At 64.8% G+C, this 20,382-nt stretch carries 19 protein-coding genes; 4 read left to right on the forward strand and 15 right to left on the reverse strand.

What is annotated here, in order from left to right:
• Nucleotides 1-3: 3 nt before the first annotated feature.
• The 3 genes from G6N55_RS28120 to G6N55_RS28130 all read right to left on the reverse strand — a co-directional run bounded on the left by G6N55_RS28120 (nt 4) and on the right by G6N55_RS28130 (nt 5,571).
• Complete coding sequence (locus G6N55_RS28120; RefSeq protein WP_085221719.1) at nt 4-2,454, reverse strand: CaiB/BaiF CoA transferase family protein; 2,451 nt, start codon at nt 2,452-2,454, stop codon at nt 4-6.
• 306 nt (nt 2,455-2,760) lie between these two features.
• On the reverse strand, nt 2,761-4,215 hold the full coding sequence (locus G6N55_RS28125; protein ID WP_085221542.1) for an aldehyde dehydrogenase: 1,455 nt from the start codon (nt 4,213-4,215) through the stop codon (nt 2,761-2,763).
• Nucleotides 4,216-4,329: 114 nt separating this feature from the next.
• Nucleotides 4,330-5,571, reverse strand: a complete 1,242-nt coding sequence (locus G6N55_RS28130; protein ID WP_085221543.1) for a cytochrome P450 — start codon at nt 5,569-5,571, stop codon at nt 4,330-4,332.
• A 349-nt stretch (nt 5,572-5,920) separates the two neighbouring features.
• Here G6N55_RS28130 and G6N55_RS28135 point away from each other — a divergent pair, with 349 nt between their 5' ends.
• From G6N55_RS28135 to G6N55_RS28145, 3 genes are read left to right on the forward strand one after another with little or no spacing between them, the layout of a single operon-like run.
• Nucleotides 5,921-7,084 (forward strand): aromatic ring-hydroxylating oxygenase subunit alpha, encoded by a 1,164-nt coding sequence (locus G6N55_RS28135; RefSeq protein WP_085221544.1) that lies wholly within the window; start codon nt 5,921-5,923, stop codon nt 7,082-7,084.
• A complete protein-coding gene (locus G6N55_RS28140; protein ID WP_197747373.1) occupies nt 7,081-7,875 on the forward strand; it encodes an SDR family NAD(P)-dependent oxidoreductase in 795 nt (264 codons plus the stop codon). The genes G6N55_RS28135 and G6N55_RS28140 overlap by 4 nt, the downstream gene beginning before the upstream one ends.
• Before the next feature lie 33 nt (nt 7,876-7,908).
• Nucleotides 7,909-8,682 (forward strand): SDR family NAD(P)-dependent oxidoreductase, encoded by a 774-nt coding sequence (locus G6N55_RS28145; RefSeq protein ID WP_085221545.1) that lies wholly within the window; start codon nt 7,909-7,911, stop codon nt 8,680-8,682.
• Nucleotides 8,683-8,696: 14 nt separating this feature from the next.
• Here the strand turns inward: G6N55_RS28145 and G6N55_RS28150 are convergent, their stop codons facing one another.
• The 4 genes from G6N55_RS28150 to G6N55_RS28165 are packed head-to-tail and all read right to left on the reverse strand — an operon-like array spanning nt 8,697 to nt 11,126.
• On the reverse strand, nt 8,697-9,416 hold the full coding sequence (locus tag G6N55_RS28150; RefSeq protein WP_085221546.1) for a hypothetical protein: 720 nt from the start codon (nt 9,414-9,416) through the stop codon (nt 8,697-8,699).
• Nucleotides 9,417-9,466: 50 nt separating this feature from the next.
• Nucleotides 9,467-9,739 carry a cytochrome C oxidase subunit IV family protein gene (locus tag G6N55_RS28155; protein ID WP_085221547.1) on the reverse strand — a complete coding sequence of 91 codons (273 nt, stop codon included), beginning with the start codon at nt 9,737-9,739 and terminating at the stop codon, nt 9,467-9,469.
• 5 nt (nt 9,740-9,744) lie between these two features.
• Complete coding sequence (locus G6N55_RS28160; protein WP_232078853.1) at nt 9,745-10,347, reverse strand: cytochrome c oxidase subunit 3; 603 nt, start codon at nt 10,345-10,347, stop codon at nt 9,745-9,747.
• A 38-nt stretch (nt 10,348-10,385) separates the two neighbouring features.
• The gene (locus tag G6N55_RS28165) at nt 10,386-11,126 is read right to left on the reverse strand and encodes a hypothetical protein (RefSeq protein ID WP_085221548.1); all 741 of its coding nucleotides are present in this window, start codon (nt 11,124-11,126) and stop codon (nt 10,386-10,388) included.
• A gap of 141 nt (nt 11,127-11,267) precedes the next feature.
• Here G6N55_RS28165 and G6N55_RS28170 point away from each other — a divergent pair, with 141 nt between their 5' ends.
• Entirely contained in the window at nt 11,268-11,978 is a 711-nt protein-coding gene (locus tag G6N55_RS28170; RefSeq protein WP_139826774.1) for a TetR/AcrR family transcriptional regulator, read from the forward strand.
• Here the strand turns inward: G6N55_RS28170 and G6N55_RS28175 are convergent.
• The 8 genes from G6N55_RS28175 to G6N55_RS28210 are packed head-to-tail and all read right to left on the reverse strand — an operon-like array spanning nt 11,957 to nt 20,355.
• A complete protein-coding gene (locus tag G6N55_RS28175) occupies nt 11,957-12,676 on the reverse strand; it encodes a TetR/AcrR family transcriptional regulator (protein WP_232078854.1) in 720 nt (239 codons plus the stop codon). The two genes, G6N55_RS28170 and G6N55_RS28175, sit on opposite strands and share 22 nt — an antisense overlap.
• Nucleotides 12,642-14,168: a class I adenylate-forming enzyme family protein gene (locus G6N55_RS28180; RefSeq protein ID WP_085221550.1), complete on the reverse strand. Its 1,527-nt coding sequence runs from the start codon at nt 14,166-14,168 to the stop codon at nt 12,642-12,644. The genes G6N55_RS28175 and G6N55_RS28180 overlap by 35 nt, the downstream gene beginning before the upstream one ends.
• Before the next feature lie 24 nt (nt 14,169-14,192).
• Entirely contained in the window at nt 14,193-15,359 is a 1,167-nt protein-coding gene (locus G6N55_RS28185; RefSeq protein WP_085221551.1) for a thiolase C-terminal domain-containing protein, read from the reverse strand.
• Nucleotides 15,356-16,114, reverse strand: a complete 759-nt coding sequence (locus G6N55_RS30260) for a Zn-ribbon domain-containing OB-fold protein (protein WP_085221552.1) — start codon at nt 16,112-16,114, stop codon at nt 15,356-15,358. Before G6N55_RS30260 ends, G6N55_RS28185 begins: the two co-directional genes overlap by 4 nt.
• Complete coding sequence (locus tag G6N55_RS28195) at nt 16,111-17,007, reverse strand: hypothetical protein (RefSeq protein ID WP_085221553.1); 897 nt, start codon at nt 17,005-17,007, stop codon at nt 16,111-16,113. The genes G6N55_RS30260 and G6N55_RS28195 overlap by 4 nt, the downstream gene beginning before the upstream one ends.
• A 7-nt stretch (nt 17,008-17,014) precedes the next feature.
• Nucleotides 17,015-18,193 carry an aromatic ring-hydroxylating oxygenase subunit alpha gene (locus G6N55_RS28200; protein ID WP_085221554.1) on the reverse strand — a complete coding sequence of 393 codons (1,179 nt, stop codon included), beginning with the start codon at nt 18,191-18,193 and terminating at the stop codon, nt 17,015-17,017.
• Nucleotides 18,194-18,198: 5 nt separating this feature from the next.
• Complete coding sequence (locus G6N55_RS28205; protein WP_085221555.1) at nt 18,199-19,446, reverse strand: cytochrome P450; 1,248 nt, start codon at nt 19,444-19,446, stop codon at nt 18,199-18,201.
• Nucleotides 19,447-19,479: 33 nt separating this feature from the next.
• Nucleotides 19,480-20,355, reverse strand: a complete 876-nt coding sequence (locus tag G6N55_RS28210) for an SDR family NAD(P)-dependent oxidoreductase (RefSeq protein WP_085221556.1) — start codon at nt 20,353-20,355, stop codon at nt 19,480-19,482.
• Between the last annotated feature and the right edge of the window lie 27 nt (nt 20,356-20,382).

The following is a 20,382-nucleotide window of genomic DNA, read 5'->3' on the forward strand; positions in this document are numbered from 1 at the left end:
CTTTCACTGTTGGCCCGCGATGGGCGCGTGCGTCGGTGCGGTGGCGGGATCCTCGGGCGGCGGCTGCAGTACCCCGGCGGTGACGAGGCCGTCGATCTCGTCGGGTTTCATGCGTAGCAGCGAGGCGCAGATCTCTCGGGTGTGCTGCCCGGGCGTGGGCGCGGGTCGCAGTGCGGGATCGGGAATGGTCGAGAAGGCAGCGATGCGCGCGGCGGTCGGGATCGGCCGGGACAGCAGGGGGTGCGCCAAGGTGTGGAACGAGTCGCGCGCGAGCAATTGCGGATGAGTGAGTTCTTCGGGCAGACGCACCATCGCCGCGGCCGGAACCCCGACGGCCTGCAGCGTCTCTTCGATGTGCGCGGCCTCGTGGCCGGCGGTCCAAGCGGCGAGCCGTTCCTCGATTTCTGCGCGGCGGGCGCTGCGCTCCGCGGCGTCGCGCAGCTCTGGGTCATCGGGCAACCCGGTGACTGCGGCCAGGGCCTGCCAATCGTCGTCGTCGCGCACGGAGATCACGCACCACTCGTCGTCACCGGCGCAGGGGAACACGCCGGCGGGCGCGACGCCGGTGCGTCGGTTGCCCTCGGCATCGATGCGTCCCGCGCCGGGGGCTCGGCTGGAGTGGGAGGCCAGGGTGGGACCAAGCGCATACACCGCCACGTCGGCCTGGGGGACTTCGATCGCGTGGCCGGCTCCGGTAGCGCCCCGGCCGATGACGGCGGCCAGCGCCGCGACCGCTGCGGCATGACCGGCGATGTGGTCGGGATAGACCGTCGAGCCGTCGCAGAACGCGCTGGGCTGGTGGGGATCGGCGTCGATGTCACGCCACAGCGACGACAGGCCGCACGATGCGCGGACCAGCGGGCCGTAGCCCATCCGGCTTCGCCACGGGCCGCGGCTGCCGAAGGCGCTGCTGTCCGTGACGACGATGCGGGGGTTGATGCGGGCAAGCTCGGCGTGGCTGAATCCCAGCGATTCGAGGGTGCCGGGCTTGAAGTTCGCGGACACGATGTCGCTGTCGGCGACCAGCTCGCGGAACAGGCGTGCTCCGTCGGCACTGCGTAAGTCGAGACCAAGGCCGCGCTTGTTGCGATGGCCCCACGCGAACGAGGCGTTCATTCCGCCGCCCTTACGGGTCTGACGCAGGCCGTCGGGGAACGCGGAGTTCTCGACCTTGATGACGTCGGCGCCGTAATCGGCGAACAGCCGGCCGAGTTCGGCGCCGAACACGATCACGCCAAGGTCAAGCATTCGCAGACCACTCAGCGGCGGCGCCCCGCTCGGCAACGCCGCCAGCCCGAGATCGTGATCGGGTCGAGTCGAGCGGGCGGTGGTCAGCAAGTGGTTGTGCTCGCCGGGCTCAGGCGCGCGCCGACGCAGTCCGGCCCGCACACCGTCGACGAACGTGTAACCGGACGGCACGGTTGCGCGCAGCTCCTCGGCGATCTCGGCCGCCACCAGGGTGCCCGTGCCGGTGAAGTGATCGCTGGCAAGCACCTCGTCGACACTGAGCACCCCGGCGATCGGGATTCCTCGCGCGGTGCCCTCGGCGATCAACTCGTCGCGGGCACGGTCGGCGAAGAGGGCGGCGATCAGCGGGTTCAGCCGGTCGGAAGCCGCAAAGCGGGCCGGGATCGCGTCATAGCGCGGATCGGCGAACTCGGGCGGCTCGCCCAGCCAGGAGAACATGGCGCGCCATTGCCGGGTGGCCAGCAGACAGACCCGGACGTGGCCGTCGGCGCAGGGATAGATCGGATAGAAATTGGCGGCGTCGGGCCGCCCGCGCGGAAAGTCTTCGGAACGTCCGGCGGCCGCCGAACCCTGCGACCCGAAGCCCGGATCGAACCCGTGGACCACGGCTTCCAGCGCCGAGACGTCGACATGTTCGCCCGCGCCGGTGCGTGTCCGCTTCACGTACGCCACGAGGGCGGCCCACGCGGCGTGCACACCGACGGTCAGCGACACCACCCCGCGGGGCGGCAGCAGCGGGGTGCCGCCGGGCAGCCCCGATCGCGACAGCACACCGCCGGCGGCAGCGAGAACATCCTCGGTGGCCACCCGGTCGCGGTGCGGACCGGTACGCCCGAAATCGGTGATCGACACGACCACCAGGGCGGGATTTGCCGACGAAAGCGCCGCCGGTGTCAACGCACGGGCCTGGGCCTGCGCGTGGGTGAAGGACTCCAGCAGGATGTCGGCATCGGCCGCGAGGTCCAGCAACGCCGACCGGCCGGCGGGATCATCGAGGTCGACGGCCACCCCGGCCTTGTTTGCGTTGCGCAACGCAAAGCCCACCTGGTCCCGGCGCCCGGGAGAGCCGCCGGGCGGCTCGATGCGGATGACTTCGGCCCCGAGGTCGGCCAGGATGCGGCCACACCATTCCGCGGCACCCTCGGTGAGGTCGAGGACGCGCAGCGCGCTCAACGGCAACCGCGACGTCGCGGACGTGGAGGTCAACACGGTGCCTTTCTGTTGTGTTGAGCCCCGGACTGCAGAACAGCTCCAGGGCTAAGCATGCGGCTGCGAGGACGCGCCGGCCCAAGAATTTGCCTAATGCTAATAGGTTTAGGTTCTTGAGGCAATTACGGTCCGTCTCGTCGAAAACCGGGTCAAAGGGCGTCGGCGCCGCCCGGTTACCAGCATCCCGCAATACCCGCGGCGGCAGTGCGCCGGCCACATCCGTCGGGTGTCGTCCCCGCAACCGGGAAGTTCAAAAGCGCTTTCTTCCAACGCTTCCCAATAGCGGGGAATTGCGCGGCCCGGTCAGTTGAAAAGGGCCGCGGTCGGTGCGTCGAGGTTGATCGTCTTCAACTCGTAATAGGCCTGCACGGCTTCGGGTCCGGTGTCCCGTCCGATGCCGGAGTTCTTTACTCCGCCAAAGGGCGCTTCGGCGTTGTACACGAACGCGTTGACGCTGAAGGTGCCGGTGTGCACCCGGCGTGCGGCCTCGACGGCCCGTTGTGGGTCCGTGGTGAACACCGCGCCATGCAGCCCGTAGTCGGAGTCGTTGGCGATCGCGATGGCTTCATCGAGAGTTTCGTAGCGCAGCACCGAGGCCACCGGTCCGAAGATTTCCTCACGGCAGATTCGCATCGAGTTCTGCGCTCCGGTGAACACGGTGGGTTGGACGTAGAACCCCTTGTCCAGGCCCGCGGGACTGCCACCGCCGGTAGCGATGACGGCACCCTCGTCCTTGCCGGTATCGATGTAGGACAGCACCCGATCGCGCTGACGCGCCGAAACCAGTGGGCCCATGGTGGTCGCGGGGTCGAACGGATCGCCCACCACGAACGATTCGGCGGTGGCCACCAGGGCGGCGGTGAATTCGTCGTAGCGACTAGCCGGTAGCAGTACGCGACTGTAGGCCGCACACACCTGACCGGTATTGAAAAAGCAGCCCATCGCCAGCCCCGCCATGGTGGTCGCGATGTCGGCGTCCTCGAGAACGATTGCCGCTGACTTGCCGCCCAGTTCGAGCTGCAGGCGCTTGAAGCTGCCGCCGCACTGGCGGCCGATTTCGCGGCCGGCGGCGGTGGACCCGGTGAAGCTGACCTTGTCGATCCCGGGGTGATCCACCAGTGCCGCACCGGTTTCCCGGTCGCCGGTGATCAGGTTGAACACCCCCGCGGGCAGGCCCGCCCCGGTGAGCGCCTCGGCGATAAAGAAGGCGTCGAGCGGGGTCTCCGGGGCCGGTTTGTAGACGACGCTGCAGCCGGTCACCAGTGCCGGGATGATCTTGGAGATCGCCATGTTGAAGGGGCCGTTCCACGGCGCGATCGACGCGACCACACCGACCGGTTCCTTGACCACCGCCGCGGCGCACATCTGTGTCTGTCTGACTTCGCTGACCGAATCATCCTGTGCGACACGGAGAAAGAAACGTCCGGTCTCCAGCGCGCTGGGGATCTGAATGCCGGCAATGCTGGTCGGCAGACCCATCTGTGCGGTCACCAGGGTGCCGATCTCGTCGATCCGTGACCCGAGCAGCTGCAGAGCGCGCTCGAGCACCTCGACCCGTTCGGACACGTTCATGGCCCGCCAGGCTCCCTGATCGAACGCGCTGCGGGCGGCACGCACCGCCACGTCGACGTCCTCGGCGCCGGCGTCGGGCACCTGTCCGATGGTCTCCTCGGTGGACGGGCAGACCACGCTGATCCGTGCCTTCGACGCGGGTTTGCGCCACTCGCCGCCTACGAGCAATTCCTCATGCACGTTCACGTCGTCGCCTTTCGCCGCTCTCTACGATTTTTCTTCAGGCCGAAGTCTTGCGACCCGCACGCGTAACCGGCTCGAATTCCCTGTAGCAGAAAGGAATTGGATCGAACGAGCCGATTACGCTGCAGGCCCCTCAGGGGTGAAGCGGATGTGCAACTCCAGTACGCCACGCACCTGCGCGGTGTTCGATACCGACGGCCGGTCGGGATCGGGCTCGATGTCGGGGAGCCGACGGAACAGCTCCTCGAAGGCGATGCGCAGCATCACGCGTGCCAGATGAGAGCCAAGGCATCGGTGTGGGCCCGCGCCAAACGACATGTGCCGGTTGGGCGAGCGGGTCACTTGCAAGTCGTCCGGATGGTCGAACTCCCGCTCGTCGCGGTTGGCGCCGGCGAGCACGACCAGCAGCTGATCGCCCGCCCGTAGGTGCACGCCGCCCAGTTCGGTGTCGTGGACCACGCTGCGTCCCGCGGACACCGCGGCCTCCATGCGTAGTACTTCCTCCACTGCCGCGGGGATCAGGCTGGGGTCACCGACTAGCGCATCCCGCTGCTCGCGGTGGGCCCCGAGGTGCATGAGGCCCCAGGCCAACGATCCTTGAGTGGTATGCAAACCGGCGATGAGTAGCAGCATGAAAATGTTGCACAACTCGTCGTCGGTGAGTGGCCGCGGCTGACCGTCAATCACGATGTCGCTGTTGATGATCGATGCCGTCACATCCGAGGCGTCCGCAGAGCCGTTGCGCCGATCGGCGACTATTGCCGCGAAGTAGGCCATCATCCTGCCCGCCGCTTCGGCCCGGGCGGCGATGGACTCTTCCTCGCTGGCGCCAGGGATGCCGTGCAGTGTGGTGTCGGTGGCTTCGGTGAACATCGGCGCGTCCGCCAGTGGCCAGCCCATCAATGCGAGGAACACGCGCGCAGGCAACTCATGGGCGAATTCGGAGATGAACTCCGCCGACCCGCGGGCGGCGAACCCGTCGATCAACTCGGTCACGATGGCGCGCACTTGCGGTTCCATCGCGTTCATCCGGTGCGGATTGAAAAGCGGTTGCAGCGCCCGCCGGTACACGGTGTGGGTGGGCGGGTCGTACTCGAGAGGAATGAACTTGCCAAACCCGTGCGGTATCAAGTTGTTCGGGTAGCTGGAGAATCGGGCGGGGTCGCGGAGCACCTCGGTGATCTCCTGGTACCGCGTGACGATCCAGTGCCCACCGTACAAAGGGGAGTAGACCAACGGGCCGACGCCGGCCACCTCCACAATTCGCTGGTTGAACACGTCTACGGGCGCGGCCAGGGCGGGGTCGTACACGTCGAAATCGACAACCAGATCCGCGGGGACTGCTTCGGTGGTGGTCATAAACCCAACTCGCTCCTGCCGTTCCGATTGTTGTGCTGACCATCGGGCTGTCCTGCTGAGCGGCACGATCGTTCACACTCTTCGAGCGCGGCCGAGCGCCGCCCGGAGGCGGGTCAATGCAATTAACTTATGGACCTAGGTAAACTGTGTCAAGCATCACGATTGGGGCCACGATGGGTTCATGCCACTTTGTGTTGGTCACCATCAGTGCGGCTCTGGCTTACACCGCGCGCGGTGCGCGATGGGCGCGGAGTTCCTTCCGTCGCCCTCGTGAATGGTGTAAACCTATTGATAGTAGGTATTGGATGGAATACGCGTTGACGCGACGGATCGCGAGGAGGACGCGGCAATGGCACGGGCTTTGACGGCGCAAGAAGGACGCATCGCAAAGGTGCTCGACCACCTGAAAAACGGCACCACCGATGAATACGACCAGGTGGTGACGGTGCAGCCCGGTGAGTTCACCGACCCGGCGATCGCCGCGCGGGAACGGGAGCTGATATTCGGCAGGGTGCCGTCCATTGTGTGCCACGGCGACGAGATAGCGCGCCCGGGCGACTTTCTTACCGTGCAGATGCCGCGCAACAAGGTCATCGTGGTGCGTCAGCGAGACGGCAGCGTGAAGTCGTTTGTGAACCACTGCCGGCACCGCGGTGCGCTACTGGAGGACCGGGAGCGCGGTAGTTGTCGGCTGTTCTCCTGCGGATATCATCGCTGGTCTTACAATCCGGACGGTTCGCTGCGCGCGGTGACGCGCGGTAACACGTTCGGCGACGTGGATCGGGCCGCACACGGGCTCATCGAGTTGCCCACCGAGGAGCGCCACGGATTCGTGTGGATGGTCGACGAGGCTACTGCTTCCATCGACGTCGCCGACTGGCTGGGCGAAGCGGTCGACGAGATGCTGGCCGGCTACCGGATCGATCGGCTGGTCACTTTCCGCAGCGCCGGTTACGACGAGCCGGTCAACTGGAAGATCATGCAGGACGCGTTCATCGACAACTACCACATCCAGTACGCGCACCCGAATTCTGCGGGAAAGCATGTGTACACCAACGTGCAGAGTGTCGAGGACTATGGCCGCCACGTCCGGATGACAACGCCGCGCAAATCGATCGACCGCGTGGTGGCCGACGAGCCGCCCTACGAGGGGTTGGCCAAGCACATCATCGAGGGACATTTCCTGTTGCCGAACAGCACCTTGCTGCGCCAAACCACGCACTTCGAGTTGTTGACGTTTCGGCCTCATCCCAGTGAGCCGGGCCGGTGCCGGATGGAGATGCGACTCCTGGTGCCCACCGTCGAGGACACCGGAATGGATGAGGCGAAGTGGCAACGGCTTTGGGAGAAGAACTGGGACATCCTGCAGGCAGTGCTCTACGACGAAGACTTTCCGCTGCTGCGCGGTTCGCAGGCAGCCATGGAAAGCGCAAACGCGGGTCCGATGCTGTTGGGGCGAAATGAGTTGGTGAACCATATATTCCGCCGAGAGTTGCACAAGCTGACCTCGTGACTGCCGATCAGCCGCGGGGCCGCAACGGTTCACCGGGCACCTACGATCTGACGGGCACGACTGTGGTAGTCACCGGTGGCAATACCGGGATCGGCGCCGCGCTGGCTCGCGGTGTCGGGCGAGCCGGTGCCGCGGTCGCGATCTGGGCGCGAAACGACGACCGCAATCAGGCCACCGTGGCAGCGTTGCGCGCCGAGGGGATCGAGGCATGGTCGGTGGTCTGCGATGTCGCTGTCGAACCCGATGTCGAACAGGCAATGGCCGCAACCCTGCAACGATTCGGTCGCGTCGACAGCCTGTTCGCCAATGCCGGCATCGCGGCCGCGACCCCGTACGTCGAAACGACGTTGGCCGATTGGCAGCGGGTCATGCAAACCAACCTGGACGGCAGCTTCCTCACCACCCGCGCCGCGGCCCGGCACATGATCGACCGGGGCAGCGGATCCATCGTGGTGGTGTCGTCGATGGTCTCGCGCTACGGTGCTGCTCGCCAGGCGGCGTATGCCGTCACCAAGAGCGGCTTGGTCGGTCTGGGCCGCACCCTCGCGGTGGAACTGGCCCGCCACGGCATCCGGGTGAACATCCTGGTCCCGGGATGGACGATCACCGCGATGAACGAATTCCTGCGTGCCGACCCAAAGTTCATGAAAGCCGCGACTGCGCGAATTCCGGTGCGCCGCTGGGCGACCGATGAGGATTACCTCGACATCGCGCCGTTTCTCGCCCACAGCGGACTGACCTACCACACCGGCAATGAAGTGGTAGTCGACGGCGGCTATAGCGTGTTCTGAGCGCTGGCGACCAGTGGAAGGTGGAATGTAGCGGTGTCGACGACCGACGGTGTGCTCGACCTGTTCAGCATCACGGGGCGGGTGGCAATCGTGACCGGGGCGGGCAGCGGTCTGGGTGCCGGCTTCGCCCGCGCACTGGCCGAGGCCGGTGCCGATGTGGTGATTGCCGGTCGCCGGCAGGGCCACTTGGAAGCCGCCGCGCACAGCGTTCGCGCCGTGGGGCGCGAATGCCTGGCGGTAACCACCGACGTCACACGTCCGCAGGATTGTGCGGCTCTGGTCGAGGCGGCAGTCAACCAGTTCGGCCGCGTCGACGTGCTGGTGAACAACGCCGGGATTTCCCACGTGACGCCCGCGTCGCGCGAACGACCCGAGGATTTCGCGTCGGTGGTCGAGGTGAACCTGTTCGGCGCCTATTGGGTGGCGCAGGCCTGTGCCGGTGTGATGGGCAGCGGCTCGAGCATCATCAATGTCTCCAGCATGCTCGGATTGGTCAAATCTCAACTGCCGCAAGCGGCTTATGCCGCGAGTAAGGCCGGACTGATCGGTCTGACCAGAGACTTGTCCAACCAGTGGGCCGCCCGCAAAGGCATTCGTGTCAATGCGATCGCGCCGGGATTCGTCGAGACCGACATGATCAGCGAGATGTCGGAGGAAACGCTGGGCCGTTTCCTGGCGGGATGTTCGCTGGGGCGGGTCGCCACTCAGCGCGAGATCGACGCTGTGGTGGTGTTTTTGGCCAGTCCGGCGTCCAGCTACATCACCGGCTCAACGATCGCCGTCGATGGAGGCACTTCGGGTCACTGACCACGCGGCCCAGTTCAGTGCGCGACCGGTTCCAAAGTCTGCGACGCAGCCGCGATCTCGCGGGAAAGCTTCTGATGGATGGTGATGGTCATCGACATGATCCAGGTGACGAATGCCACGAGAGGGATGTACAAGCCGACCACTCCGTTCCACGCGAACGGCCCGTGCTTGAAGAACAACACACACCCGGCCGGGATGATCAGCATCGCTACCCACAGGTTGAGGTATCCGAGCCATCGCGGTAGCACCGGCTCGCTACGGCGATCGATCAGGATCGCTACGGCTATCGCGAGTAATTGCACCCAGAGTGACCAGATGACGGTCACAAAAAGGATCCAGCCAAGGTCGTGCATCGCACGGGTCACGTCGGGCGCGCGGTCGTCGTACCGGAAGGCTACCGCCATCCAGACGCCGATCGGGGTGATGAACTCGAGAGACAGCAGCGCGCACGAAACCATCTGCACATCGGCCAGCGCCTTCGCACCTTCGATGCGTCTGATTTGGCCCGAGATCGCGATGGCCCACGGCACCAGCAGCGCCGAGCCTGCCATGGAAATAATCATCCCGAGCTTGATCGCGATCGAGTGATCCGCGTAGAGGCGCACGATATCGGCCGCGCTGGCGCTGGGACGCGAGGGCGGTATGAACCCCGCGATGAACAGGAACGCGCCCAGCCACAACGCGATCATGGCCGGGCCCGTCCAAATGAGGACCCGCTGAACTCTCGCTTCCATTGCTACCTCCTGGCAAAACTGTTGTCGGGCGCCGTGGCTACGTCAAGTGTTTAGGCGAAAATAAAAACCCCCAGGAGCAGCGCGCACACTACGACGCAGTACGTTTCGAACAATCCGCGCAGGACATTTGGTGCCTCCCGCAGCTCCATGAAGTACAGGCCGACCAAACGGACCTTGATGAAGGCGATCAGCAAGATGATCACGCTGGCCAGCTGGTGATTGGCCATGCCGTGCTGAGTTCCCAGCGCCCAGGACACACCGGTGGCGGCTATCAGTACCAGCCACACCGCTGTGGCGGGCGTGCGGATCAGGGCTGTCGTCATCGGTCTCACCTGACCAGGAAAATCAGCGGGAAAAGGACAAGCCACAGCAGATCGACCATGTGCCAGAAGCAGGCGCCGCCCTCGAAGAACGCCCACTGATGTTGGGATAGGTCGGGTTTGCGGGCCAAGAAGACCAGTGCGGTGAGCACCCCTAATCCGAGTATCAGGTGAAAAAGGTGCAAGCCGGTCAGCACGAAATACAGCAGGTAGAAATTGTTGGTCGTCGGGATCTGGTGTGCTGCAATCCGTTCGGAGTATTCGAAAACCTTGACGACGATGAACGCCACGCCGCACAGAAATGCGCCGGAGATCAGGCGTTGTGCCAGAAGCCGTTCCGTGGACCTCATAGCCCGGACCGCCAACACCACGAATAGAGAACTGATCAGTAGGAAAACGGTGTTGACCGCGCCGAAATTCTTGTTCAGGGTGGACTGCGACAGATCGAAGAGATCGGTGTGCTTGCTGCGCTGGACCAGATAGTAGGTAAAGAAGACGGCGAACACGCAGATGTCACCGAGGATGAAGATCCAGACGCCCGCTTCGCCGGGAATTCTCTTCGACGTCTTCGCCGCGAGCGGTTGAGAAGGCTCAGTGACTATGGGCTGCAAGCGATCTGCCCCCCATCCAAATGTTGTAGTCCCACGGCTCAGACGGTGGCCAGTTCCGGCCGATTCTCGACAGGTCGTGTCTTCTGCCTGTTGATGGCCTGCAGAGTCAACACCGACATGGCGATCATCCAGCCGAAGAAGATCGCGAAGGGGATCCAGAAGGCGCCGACCCCGTTGTAGGCGAACAGCCCGTCGTGGAAGAACACGATCAGCCCGGCGGGGAAGATCAGGATGGCGCACCAGAAGTTCAGGTAGGCGACCCAACGGGGATACAGCGTGGGCACATTGTGATCCTTGATGATCGCCAGGCCGATGACGGCCATCCACAACGCGAATGGTGGCCAGGTGAACAGGAAGTCGAACCACACCCAGTCGTTCATGATCTGCATCACCGAAGGGTCGAGCGACTCCGGACGGAACGCGATGACGCCCCATGTCATCGGGATCAGGATGAAGAAGACATAGCCGCCGCCCTGTAGCGCGATCGAGGAGTAGGTCAGTATCGGCCAACCACGCTCCATCTTGCGGATGAAGATGGTGATCGCCATGCACCACGTTGCCCAGAACGACCAGAAGATGCACTGGATCAAACAACCCAATCGGATCTCGTTACGTCGGTCGATGAACCTTTGGGCCAGTTCCTTTGCCGACAGGGCCGGGGATGGTGGCGGGATGAAATGCATCATGAACCCTTGAGCCACGATCATCGCCACGATCAGCGCGATGCCCGACCAGACGGCGGCCTTCGCCAGGCCCGAGTCCAGTTCGACCTTCTTCATGATGCGTCCTCACTCCCTAACGTCCTCTGATAAGTGACACTATCTTAGATCGTAAGTGTTACTTACGATAGGGGTAATAATTGGCATGGCTGCCAGACAACGATCCCGATCCGTGGTCGACTCGGGTTAAAGTCAGGGGCATTGTCGTTGAGCAGGGAGGACCGGGATGTCACGTTCGGTGTTGACGGCGGGATCTCACCGCTAGCCATGTCGGTGACCAGCCCTCGCAACGGACGCCGCGGCGCCGAGGAGATCAGACGCCTCGTCCTACAGGCCGCGCATCGCCTCTTTTCCGAACAGGGTTATCACGGCACCACGACCCGTCAGATCGCTGACGAGGCCGGCGTCGGGGAGTCGGTTTTGTTCCGCAACTTCGGCAGCAAGGCCCAGCTGTTCGAGACGACGGTCGTCGCGCCGTTCTCCGATTTCGTGAACCACTGGGCCACGACGTGGAACGTGCGCATGACGTCGGAGACCGACCCCGCGGAGATAGCGCGTTCGTTCGTCAAGGGCTTTTACGGCCTGGCCGATGAGCACAAGGAGCTATTTCGGACGCTCATGGCGGCGCGGGTAAAGGGCGGTGAGCCGGTACTCGCCGAGGTGGCCGCGCGGGTGAGCGCGAAGCTCGCGGACAATCTGCGCACGGTGCGGCTCGTGCTGACCGAACATGGTGCGGCGCGGCACTTCCGTGAGCTCGATGCCCCGGTGACCGTCGCGCTGTCGGTCGGGTCGGTGCTGTCGTTGGTGCTGCTCGACGACTGGCTTTTTCCGTCGGATCAACGACGTCCGGGCCGTAGCCGACAGATCGAAGAAGCGGTGCAGATGCTGCTCTACGGAGTGACCGGCCGCTGAAACGCGGGCAGTACAAACGTTTTCAGCAACAGGCGGGTACCCGGGTCGTCGGTTCCGATCACATCGTGGCGCCCGACGAGGACGAACTGCACCAATGCCAGCCACTGGCCGACGGCCAACAGATCGAGGTCCGAACGGATATCGCCGCGGTGGATCGCCAGCCTCAACACCGGCTCCCACATCTCGGCGGTGAGTTCGGCGAGCAGTACGGATCCGTTGAGGATCGGGGTGGTCACACCCAGATATTCGGGGCCGACCAGAATCCGCACGATCGGATCCCTTCGACCGTGGTCGATGAGGTACAGCAGGCCCTCGACGAGTTGGTCGTCGAACGACTCAAATCCGAAGATGTAATTGCGGGCCCGGTCGAACAACATCCGGGCGCGCCGTTCGATCAACGCCCCCAGCAGATTGTCGCGGTCCCCGAAATAGCGGTACACGGTAGGACGGGAGACTCCGGCCTGCCTTCCGATGTCATCCATCGTGGTCTTCGAGACGCCGTAGCGCGCAATGACATTCTCGGCCGCGGTGAGGATTTGTTCGCGTGCCTCGGTGGCGTTGCCGCTCAGAACGCTGCTGTTGGTGCGTCGTTTGGTCCTGCCATGGCCGGCGAGGCGCAGTGACGTTCCCGGCGCGAGCAGCATCCCCGCGTCGGGCCCGGCGTCATCGCGCGCGGGAAAATCGTCGGCCGATGTCATGATATTCCTCTCGGACGGCCTGTTTGGCGATCTTGCCGCTGGGCAACCGGGGCAGCGGTTCGGATCGCAGCACCACATACCGCGGCACCTTGTAGTCGGACAGCAGTTGCTCGCAGTGCCCGATTACCGCTGCCTCATCGAGGCCTTCGGCTCCGGGTGCCACCGTGATGATCGCGGCGGGTGTCTCACCGAAACGTGGGTCGGAGGCGGCGATGACGGCGACCTCGGCGACGCCGTCAAGACTCGCGATGGCCGCTTCCAGCTCCACCGGTGAGATGTTGATCCCGCCGGAAATGATCAAGTCTTTGATGCGATCGACGAAGGTGATACGCCCTTGTGCGTCAGCTTTTCCCAGATCGCCACTGTGCAGCCAGCCGTCACGGATCGCCACCGAGGTGGTTTGCGGATCGTCCCAATATCCCGGGGTGACGCCGGGACCGCGGACCACGATCTCGCCGTGCTGGCCGGGTTCGGCCGGCGAGCCGTCGTCGGCCATCACCGCCACCTCGGTGAAGATCGAGCCCATGCCGCACGAGTCGGGATGGTCCAGCGCGTCGGCCAACTGCGTCGCCGTCGCCACGCCGCCGGCCTCGGTCATCCCGTAGATCTGGCGCAGCAACACCCCTTTGTCCGCCCAGCGTTTCAACAGGTCGGTCGGCACCGCCGCGCCGCCGACGATCGCGGTTTGCAGGGAGCTCAGGTCGGCATTGTCGAATTCTTCTGCCCGAGAAAGAGACTCGAAGATCAGCGGAACGCCGAAGATGGCGCGTACCGAGTGTTGTTCGATCAGATTCACCGCGCGGGACGGATTGAGTTCCGGTTCGACCACCAGGGTTCCACCCAATACGGTGGTGATCAGCAGTCCGTACACCAGCCCCGGGGTGAAGGCCAACGGCAGCACCAGCAGTGTCACCGTGCCCGGCCGGAAACCCTCTTCGGTCAGCGTGTTCTCCAGCACGATGGATAGCAAGGTGTTGCTGGTCAGGATCACACCCTTGGACAGGCCCGTGGAGCCGCTGGTGAAAATCACCGCGATCGGCTCCCCGCCCGCTGGATCGACGCGGAAATCGTCGGGCGCACCGGTGCGTTCCGCGTCGACGCTGTCAAAAGCCAGTACTCCGAATTCGCGGCCTGCCTGGCGTGCCTCGTGGGCGACGGCAGTATGGGAGGTCGCGGTGATCAGCAGGCTGAGCCCGGCGTCGTCGGCGATCTTGCGGACCTCCGCGGGCTTGAGGCGCGCGTTGAACGGCACCAGCACCGCTCCGGCCTTCATGATTGCCAGCGCCGCCACCGGCCATTGCAGCGCGTTGGGGGCCAGCAATCCGACGCGGTCGCCGGGCTTGACACCGTCGTCGGCCAAGCGCCGCGCCAACCGCCCGGACCAGTCGTGCAGTTGTCGATAGCTGAGTTGCTCCTCGCCCAGGATGACCGCGGGCTGGTCGCCCTTGGTTCTTGCCCACCAGTGCAGTGCGGAGCCGACTGTCGCGGCCATGTTCCTCCTCGATTCCCCGACGGGTCAGATCGTGGCCGCCGACCCGAACACGGTCGAGCTGACCAGTGGCGCCATCGGGCCGCCGATGAGTAGTGAAACATCAGCATCGGCAACAGGGTTGGGTGAACCCCCGCGGATCTGCCGCACCGCCTCGGCCACCAGCCCGATCCCGTGCACGAAACCCTCGGCGATGTTTCCGCCGGCGGTGTTGATCGGCAGGCGGCCGCGCTGGACAGTCAGGTTGTCGACCGTGAGGAACTCGCCGGCCGCCGGCCCCGGCGGGCACAGCCCGTGGTCGATCATCGACGCTACCGCGGGACCGGTGAAGTTCTCATACACCTGTGCCACGTCGACATCGGCCGCGCTGATTTGCGCCCCTTCCCACAGTCGGTTCACCAGTGCGGGATGGAATCCTGCACTGGTGTAGGGGTTTTCGTTCTCAACCGATTCCGTCCAGCCGGCGGTGGCGCCCTGCACGCCGGACAGTATGTAGGCCGGCGTCCCCCGGTAGTCACCGACGCGTTCGGCATTGACCACTAAAACAGCTGTGGCACCGTCATTTTCACGAGAGCAGTCGAAAAGTCGGAGCGGCTCGGAAATGAGCCGGGAGCCCTGGTAGCGGTTGTGATCGAGCGGCTGACCGTAGGCGACCGCCTTCGGATTGTTTTGCGCATGGTGATAACCGGCGAGTGCGACCGCCTCCAGGGTCGACGGCGGCACCCCATCGACCTCGAGCATCCGCTGGGTGCGCATCGCGCATACCTGGGCGGGGGCGATCATGCCATGGGCGGCATAGAGGTGCCCCATGTGTCCCTTGTTGTAGGCGCCGCGCCCGTCGGTGGCCTCCGATAGGCCGCGGTAGACCGCCACGCAGTTGGCCTGCCCGCTGTGTACCGCAGCGGCGGCGCAGTTGACCGCGGCCGCCACCGCACCGCCACCACCGCCCCACACCTGCGTCGACCAGCGCACCTCATGGACGCCGAGCGCTGCGCCGATGGCCAGCCCCTCACTGGAATCCCCTGCGTAGGAGACGAACCCGTCGACGGTGCGCGGGTCGGCGCCCGCGTCGTCGCACGCCCGCAGTATCGCCTGCAGCACCAGCTGCGCTGACGACAGTGGGCTGGTGCCGCGTTTGTAGTAATCGGTGGCTCCGACTCCCACCACCGCGGTCGAGGCGCGAAACGCGCTCATCGTGCCTCCACGTCCGAATCGGGGTCCAGGTGCCAGCGCACCAGGGGCCAGTACCGGTCGTCGGACGGTTGGTCGATGACGCCACGCACCGTCGCGCCGATGCGAGGCGTGCGCCCGTCGGCGTGGGCGAGCACGCCCAGGACCCGGCGGCCGCCGGCCGCGGGAAGTTCCACGAGCACCACGACATAGGGCAGATGGCCGGTGGCATCCTCGGTGAACGGCTGCCAGGTTCGCGTCCACGAGTAGATGGTCCCGACCGGCTCGACCGCCTCGAAGGCGGTATCGAAGCTGTGACATGCCGGGCAGATGGGGCGCGGCGACCAGATCCACGTCGAACACTGGGAACACCGCTGCAGCAACAGTTTTCCGGCACGCAGCCCCTCCCAGTGGGCCGTGTCGAGGCCGTCGTCGGACGGGCCGGTCACACCGACCCACGGCGGCGTATCGGGGATGTTGCGCACGCTGGCCACCCGCCAGCTGCCGTCGGTGAAATGCACCCAGCGGCTGCGCAGTTCGAACCATTGGTCGTCGAGCTTGGTGTAGCGGATGATGACGTCGTAGCTTCCAGACCCGGCTTCGCTGATCGAGCGCACCTGCGCTCCCTTGAGCCGGGTGGGCACATCGGCCGAGCTGATCAGTTGCCCGATGCGGTCGGGCAGAAAATCCGCCAATACTGTCTTATTGTCGCCCGCGGCAACGGCTTTGCCATGGGCCTCGGCGGCGCTTTCCAGGTCGGCCGGGATCGTGGCGCTCATGGCCGGCCACCGATTTGATAGCGAACGTCGGTGCGGTCGTGTTGAAACCCGGCCAGGCGGCAGGCATTGACGATCGTGGTGTCATCGGAGTCGACGTAGATGATCACGCCGGCCAGGTCGGCCTCGTGGACTATGGCCGCCGCGCCGTCGAGCAACCGGCGGCGTTGGGCAGCATCGGCGGCCGGCGGAGCGAACGCCGACGCTATGGTGGCGCAACGCCCGAATTCCTCGGACACCACGGCGCGCATGTCCAGCGCTGCCACCCCGACGATGCGCCCCGACTCGCGCAGCGCGTAGGCGTGGTCGCCGCCCGGGTTCGACGACGCCCAGCTCAGGTCGGCGAGCGCCCGGTCGTCGATGGGTTCGAGAACCGGTGCAGCGGTGGCATCCTCGATCGCATCGGCCGAGCGGATGAGCTTCCACACCCGCCGGGTGCGGGGAATCAAGAATCGGTCCGAAAGCCGGCCGGCCGCGGGATGATTGCCCTGTGCCCACGCGGTTACCGTGTGAGCACCGGTATCCAGCCAGCCGCCGGGACGTGTCGTGTCCAATCCGACCCTTTCCACCAGTAGTGTCATGATTCCGATCGAACGCAGGCTCGGCTCGACCACCGCGCTGGCATGCGCCGATCCGTCCGGAAAGCACTTCAGGCGAAGCAGCCCGGCGATTCGTTCGGGTTGGTCGGGCTCACCCATCGCGGTCGCATGCGGCAGCATCCAGATCAGGAGATGGCGCTGCGACGAATCGGATTGCGACATCGCACGATCGACGTCGGCAAAATCGATCCGGTTGTATTCGGGTTCGGCGTCGTAGTCGGCGGCACGCCCGAGGAGGTCCGATAGTTCGGCCGACTCCTCTGGGCTGAGACTATTTCGCCACTCGTACTTGATCATCGCGAGGTCACTGTGGAGTGTCGCCTTGGGCCAGCAGCTTTTTGGTCTCGCGACGGAATACCTGGTTGGCGGTCTCGTTGCGGCCCAACAGCATATCGCCGGCATCCGCGCTGGCCATGCCGCGCTGCGAATTGCGCAGCAACGGGAAATCCTCGTTGTGCAACACGGCCAACAGAATCTCCCAGTTCTTGTCCCACAGCCGGTTCCAATGTGCCTCGTCCATGCCCGAGTCTTCCTGCCTCGGAACCATCAGCCGTTGCTCCATGCGGGACTTGGCCGGATCACTCCGGTGGGGCCGGAAGGTCAGCAGCTGGAAGTGATCTGGTTGGCGCAACAGTGTGCTGTTGGGCAGCAGGAAGTGCGTCTCGGTGACATAGCGGTCCAGTTCGCGGTCGCCCGGGTCTTCTTCCAGCCAGCGGTCGATCGACTTACGCGGCGCGATGAATCGGCAGTGCCGGCCGAAATCCTCGAATGCCATCACGTTGGTGTGGATGATCTTGCCCGCCGTGTTGGGGTGCGCGTACTGAATGTGGTAGCCGTCGAGGAACGCGTCCTGCATGATCTTCCAGTTGGTCGGTTCGTCAAACCCCGCCGACCGGACGCACTGCAGCTTGTCCAGGTGGTACCCGGCCAAGATCGCATCCATTTCGGGGCCCAGCCAGGCCTCGACATCGATCTCGGCGTGCGCGTTGTCGACCACCCAGATGAAGCCGTGCCGCTCCTCGCACGGAATTTCCACCAAACCCTGCTTCTTGCGGTCGATCTCACCGAACGTGGCGTCTCGCGTGACCATCCGCAGCGAGCCATCGGGGTCGTAGGACCATCGATGGTAGGGGCAGGAGAAAAATCGGCAGCGGCCCTTCTCACTGTCCTCCAGCAGGGCACCCCGATGCCGGCACAAATTCACAAACGTCTTGACGCTGCCATCTTTCTGCCGCACCACGATGACGTTGTTGCGCGGCATTTGGACGGTCATGAAGTCGAACGGGCGCGCGATCTCGGACCCGTGGGCAATGATCGACGGGACACGGCCGAAGATGAGATCGCGCTCCTGTTGCGCGAGTACCGGATCCGTGAACTCACCCGCTGCAAAGCCAACGACTTCGTCGAACTTGTCGGTCGTTTCGTTCCGCAACAGTTCGAGTGCCCGACGGATCCGGTCCTGGCGGGGAAGCGATGTGGTCATGATACTCAGTTCTCTGGTGTGAAGTTCTCTGGTGTGAACGTGATGGGCATGCGAAGGCAGCCACGCACCTGAGTCGAGTGGTAGACCGGTGGGTCCGATTCCACCAGTTGGTAATCCGGGATGCGACGGTGCAGTTCCTCCAGGGCGATGGTCAACTCGATGCGGCCGAGGTGTGAACCAAGGCAGCGGTGCACCCCCGCACCGAACGATAAGTGCCGATTGGGGGAGCGGGTGATGTCGAATTCACCCGGAGAGCTGAAGGTACCCGGGTCGCGGTTCGCCGAACACAGCATCAGCAGCAACTGGTCACCCTCGGCGATGTTGACCCCACCGAGTTCGACGTCGCGGATCGCGCGGCGGCCGGCGGCGACGGCCGCTTCGATGCGCAGAATCTCCTCGACCGCTTTGGGAATTGTGGTCGGGTCGGCGATGATCAGGTCGCGTTGCGCGGGGTTGTCGACCAGATGCGCGATTGCCCAGGCCAGCGATCCCTGCACGGTGTGTAGGCCACCCATCAACAGCAGGTAGAACATCAAGATCAGTTCTTGATCTTGGAGTTTGCGGGTGCCGTCGGGTAATTCGACCTCGGTATTGATCAGGACGGACGTCGCGTCGCCACGTGGGTTGTTCCGCCGATCCTCGATCACCTTCTGGAAGTAGCCGGCCACGCTCAGACCCGCTTCGATGCGGGCCTGGTCGGACTCCTCCTGGGTACCGCCCGGCTTGCCGAACAACACGACATCGGTGGCCTCGGTGAACAGCCCCGCGTCTTCCAGCGGCCAGTCCATCAACGCCAGAAAGATTCTGGCCGGCAGCTCGTGGGCGAACTCGGAGACGAATTCGGCGCTGCCACGCGGCGCGAAGCCGTCGATCAACTCGTTGACCACCGCACGGATGTCGTCCGAAAGCTTCTTCATGCGTTGGGGACTGAACAGCGGCTGCAGCACGTGGCGGTACGCGGTGTGCTCCGGCGGGTCGAGTTCGAGTGGGATGAACTTGCCGAAATCCATCGGGGTAACGAGGTTGTTCGGGTAGCTGGAAAACGATTCATGGTCAGTCAGGACCTGATGGACTTCCTTGTACCCGGTCACCACCCAGTGCCCGCCGTAAGCCGGCGAGTACACAACGGGACCCTTGGCGGCCAGATCGGCGACCCGCTGCTGGAACACGTCCACCGGGACGGCCAGGCTGGGTTCGTAAACGTCGAAGTCGGTCATGAGGTTCGGCGGCACGCGATCCATTGCTGTCGTCATTCGTCTACGCTCCAATCCTTCTTTGGTGCCAGCTCAATTCGCGTTGGGAACGGGTTCGGGGTTGAGGTCTTCGGGGAACCACATTCCGACGCGGGCCAGGGTGCCACCGTCGGTGGCGCCAAGGGTGGCCCCGGAGATGTAGGCCGAGTCGTCGGAAACCAGGAACAGTGCGACCTTGGCGTTGTCGAGCAGTGACGGGGGCCGGGGCACCTTGAGCGGTATGGGTGAAACGGTGGGATTCCACGGGCCCGCGACCTCTTCGTAGGATTGGCCGACCACCGGCGCACCCGGGGGCATCAGGAAGTTGGGCGACATGCCGTGGGTGGGCGCGATGGCGTTGACGCGGATGCCGTAGCGGCCCAGATCCAAGCTCAACGCGCGTACCAGGCCGTTGACGCCCGCCTTGGTCGCGCAGTACAGGGCGATCTTTGGATAGGCGACCAACGACGCCGCCGAGGACGTTGCCAAGATGGTGCCGCCGCCATTGGCTTTCAGATGGGGAACCGCGGCCTGTGCCGTGTAGACGACGCCACTGAGATTGACGCCCAACACGTGCTGCCAATCGGCCTCGGTCATGTCCTCGAACTCGATGGGTTCTTCGGTACCGAGAGCCGCGGCGCCCCCGCGCGACACAATTCCCGCATTCGCCCAGGCGATGTCGAGCTTGCCGTAGTGATCGACGGCGGTGGCGACCGCGTTGGCGATCTGGTCCTTCCGCGCGACATCGGCGGTGATCGCGATGGCGTCTCCGCCCTGTTGCTCGACCAGCTTTGACGCCTGCTCGGCCCGATCGGCGTCGATGTCGACGATCGCGACTCTGGCACCCTCGGCCGCGAACAGCTGTGCCGCTTGTCGGCCCAGGCCAGAGCCTGCTCCGGTGATCAAGGCGACCTTGCCTGCGAGTTTCATCGTCCTCCTTCGGTTGGCGCTGTGTCC

It is taken from the genome of Mycobacterium florentinum, from assembly GCF_010730355.1.
GTDB lineage: Bacteria > Actinomycetota > Actinomycetes > Mycobacteriales > Mycobacteriaceae > Mycobacterium > Mycobacterium florentinum.

Excerpts from the sequence above, each read along its gene's own strand:
- G6N55_RS28205 (WP_085221555.1), bottom strand. The coding sequence starts at position 19,446 with ATGACGACAGCAATGGATCGCGTGCCGCCGAACCTCATGACCGACTTC.
- G6N55_RS28180 (WP_085221550.1), bottom strand. The coding sequence starts at position 14,168 with ATGGCCGCGACAGTCGGCTCCGCACTGCACTGGTGGGCAAGAACCAAG.
- G6N55_RS28165 (WP_085221548.1), bottom strand. The coding sequence starts at position 11,126 with ATGAAGAAGGTCGAACTGGACTCGGGCCTGGCGAAGGCCGCCGTCTGG.
- G6N55_RS28195 (WP_085221553.1), bottom strand. The coding sequence starts at position 17,007 with ATGATCAAGTACGAGTGGCGAAATAGTCTCAGCCCAGAGGAGTCGGCC.
- G6N55_RS28185 (WP_085221551.1), bottom strand. The coding sequence starts at position 15,359 with ATGAGCGCGTTTCGCGCCTCGACCGCGGTGGTGGGAGTCGGAGCCACC.
- G6N55_RS28200 (WP_085221554.1), bottom strand. The coding sequence starts at position 18,193 with ATGACCACATCGCTTCCCCGCCAGGACCGGATCCGTCGGGCACTCGAA.
- G6N55_RS28130 (WP_085221543.1), bottom strand. The coding sequence starts at position 5,571 with ATGACCACCACCGAAGCAGTCCCCGCGGATCTGGTTGTCGATTTCGAC.
- G6N55_RS28150 (WP_085221546.1), bottom strand. The coding sequence starts at position 9,416 with ATGGAAGCGAGAGTTCAGCGGGTCCTCATTTGGACGGGCCCGGCCATG.
- G6N55_RS28210 (WP_085221556.1), bottom strand. The coding sequence starts at position 20,355 with ATGAAACTCGCAGGCAAGGTCGCCTTGATCACCGGAGCAGGCTCTGGC.
- G6N55_RS30260 (WP_085221552.1), bottom strand. The coding sequence starts at position 16,114 with ATGAGCGCCACGATCCCGGCCGACCTGGAAAGCGCCGCCGAGGCCCAT.
- G6N55_RS28155 (WP_085221547.1), bottom strand. The coding sequence starts at position 9,739 with ATGACGACAGCCCTGATCCGCACGCCCGCCACAGCGGTGTGGCTGGTA.
- G6N55_RS28135 (WP_085221544.1), top strand. The coding sequence starts at position 5,921 with ATGGCACGGGCTTTGACGGCGCAAGAAGGACGCATCGCAAAGGTGCTC.
- G6N55_RS28175 (WP_232078854.1), bottom strand. The coding sequence starts at position 12,676 with ATGACATCGGCCGACGATTTTCCCGCGCGCGATGACGCCGGGCCCGAC.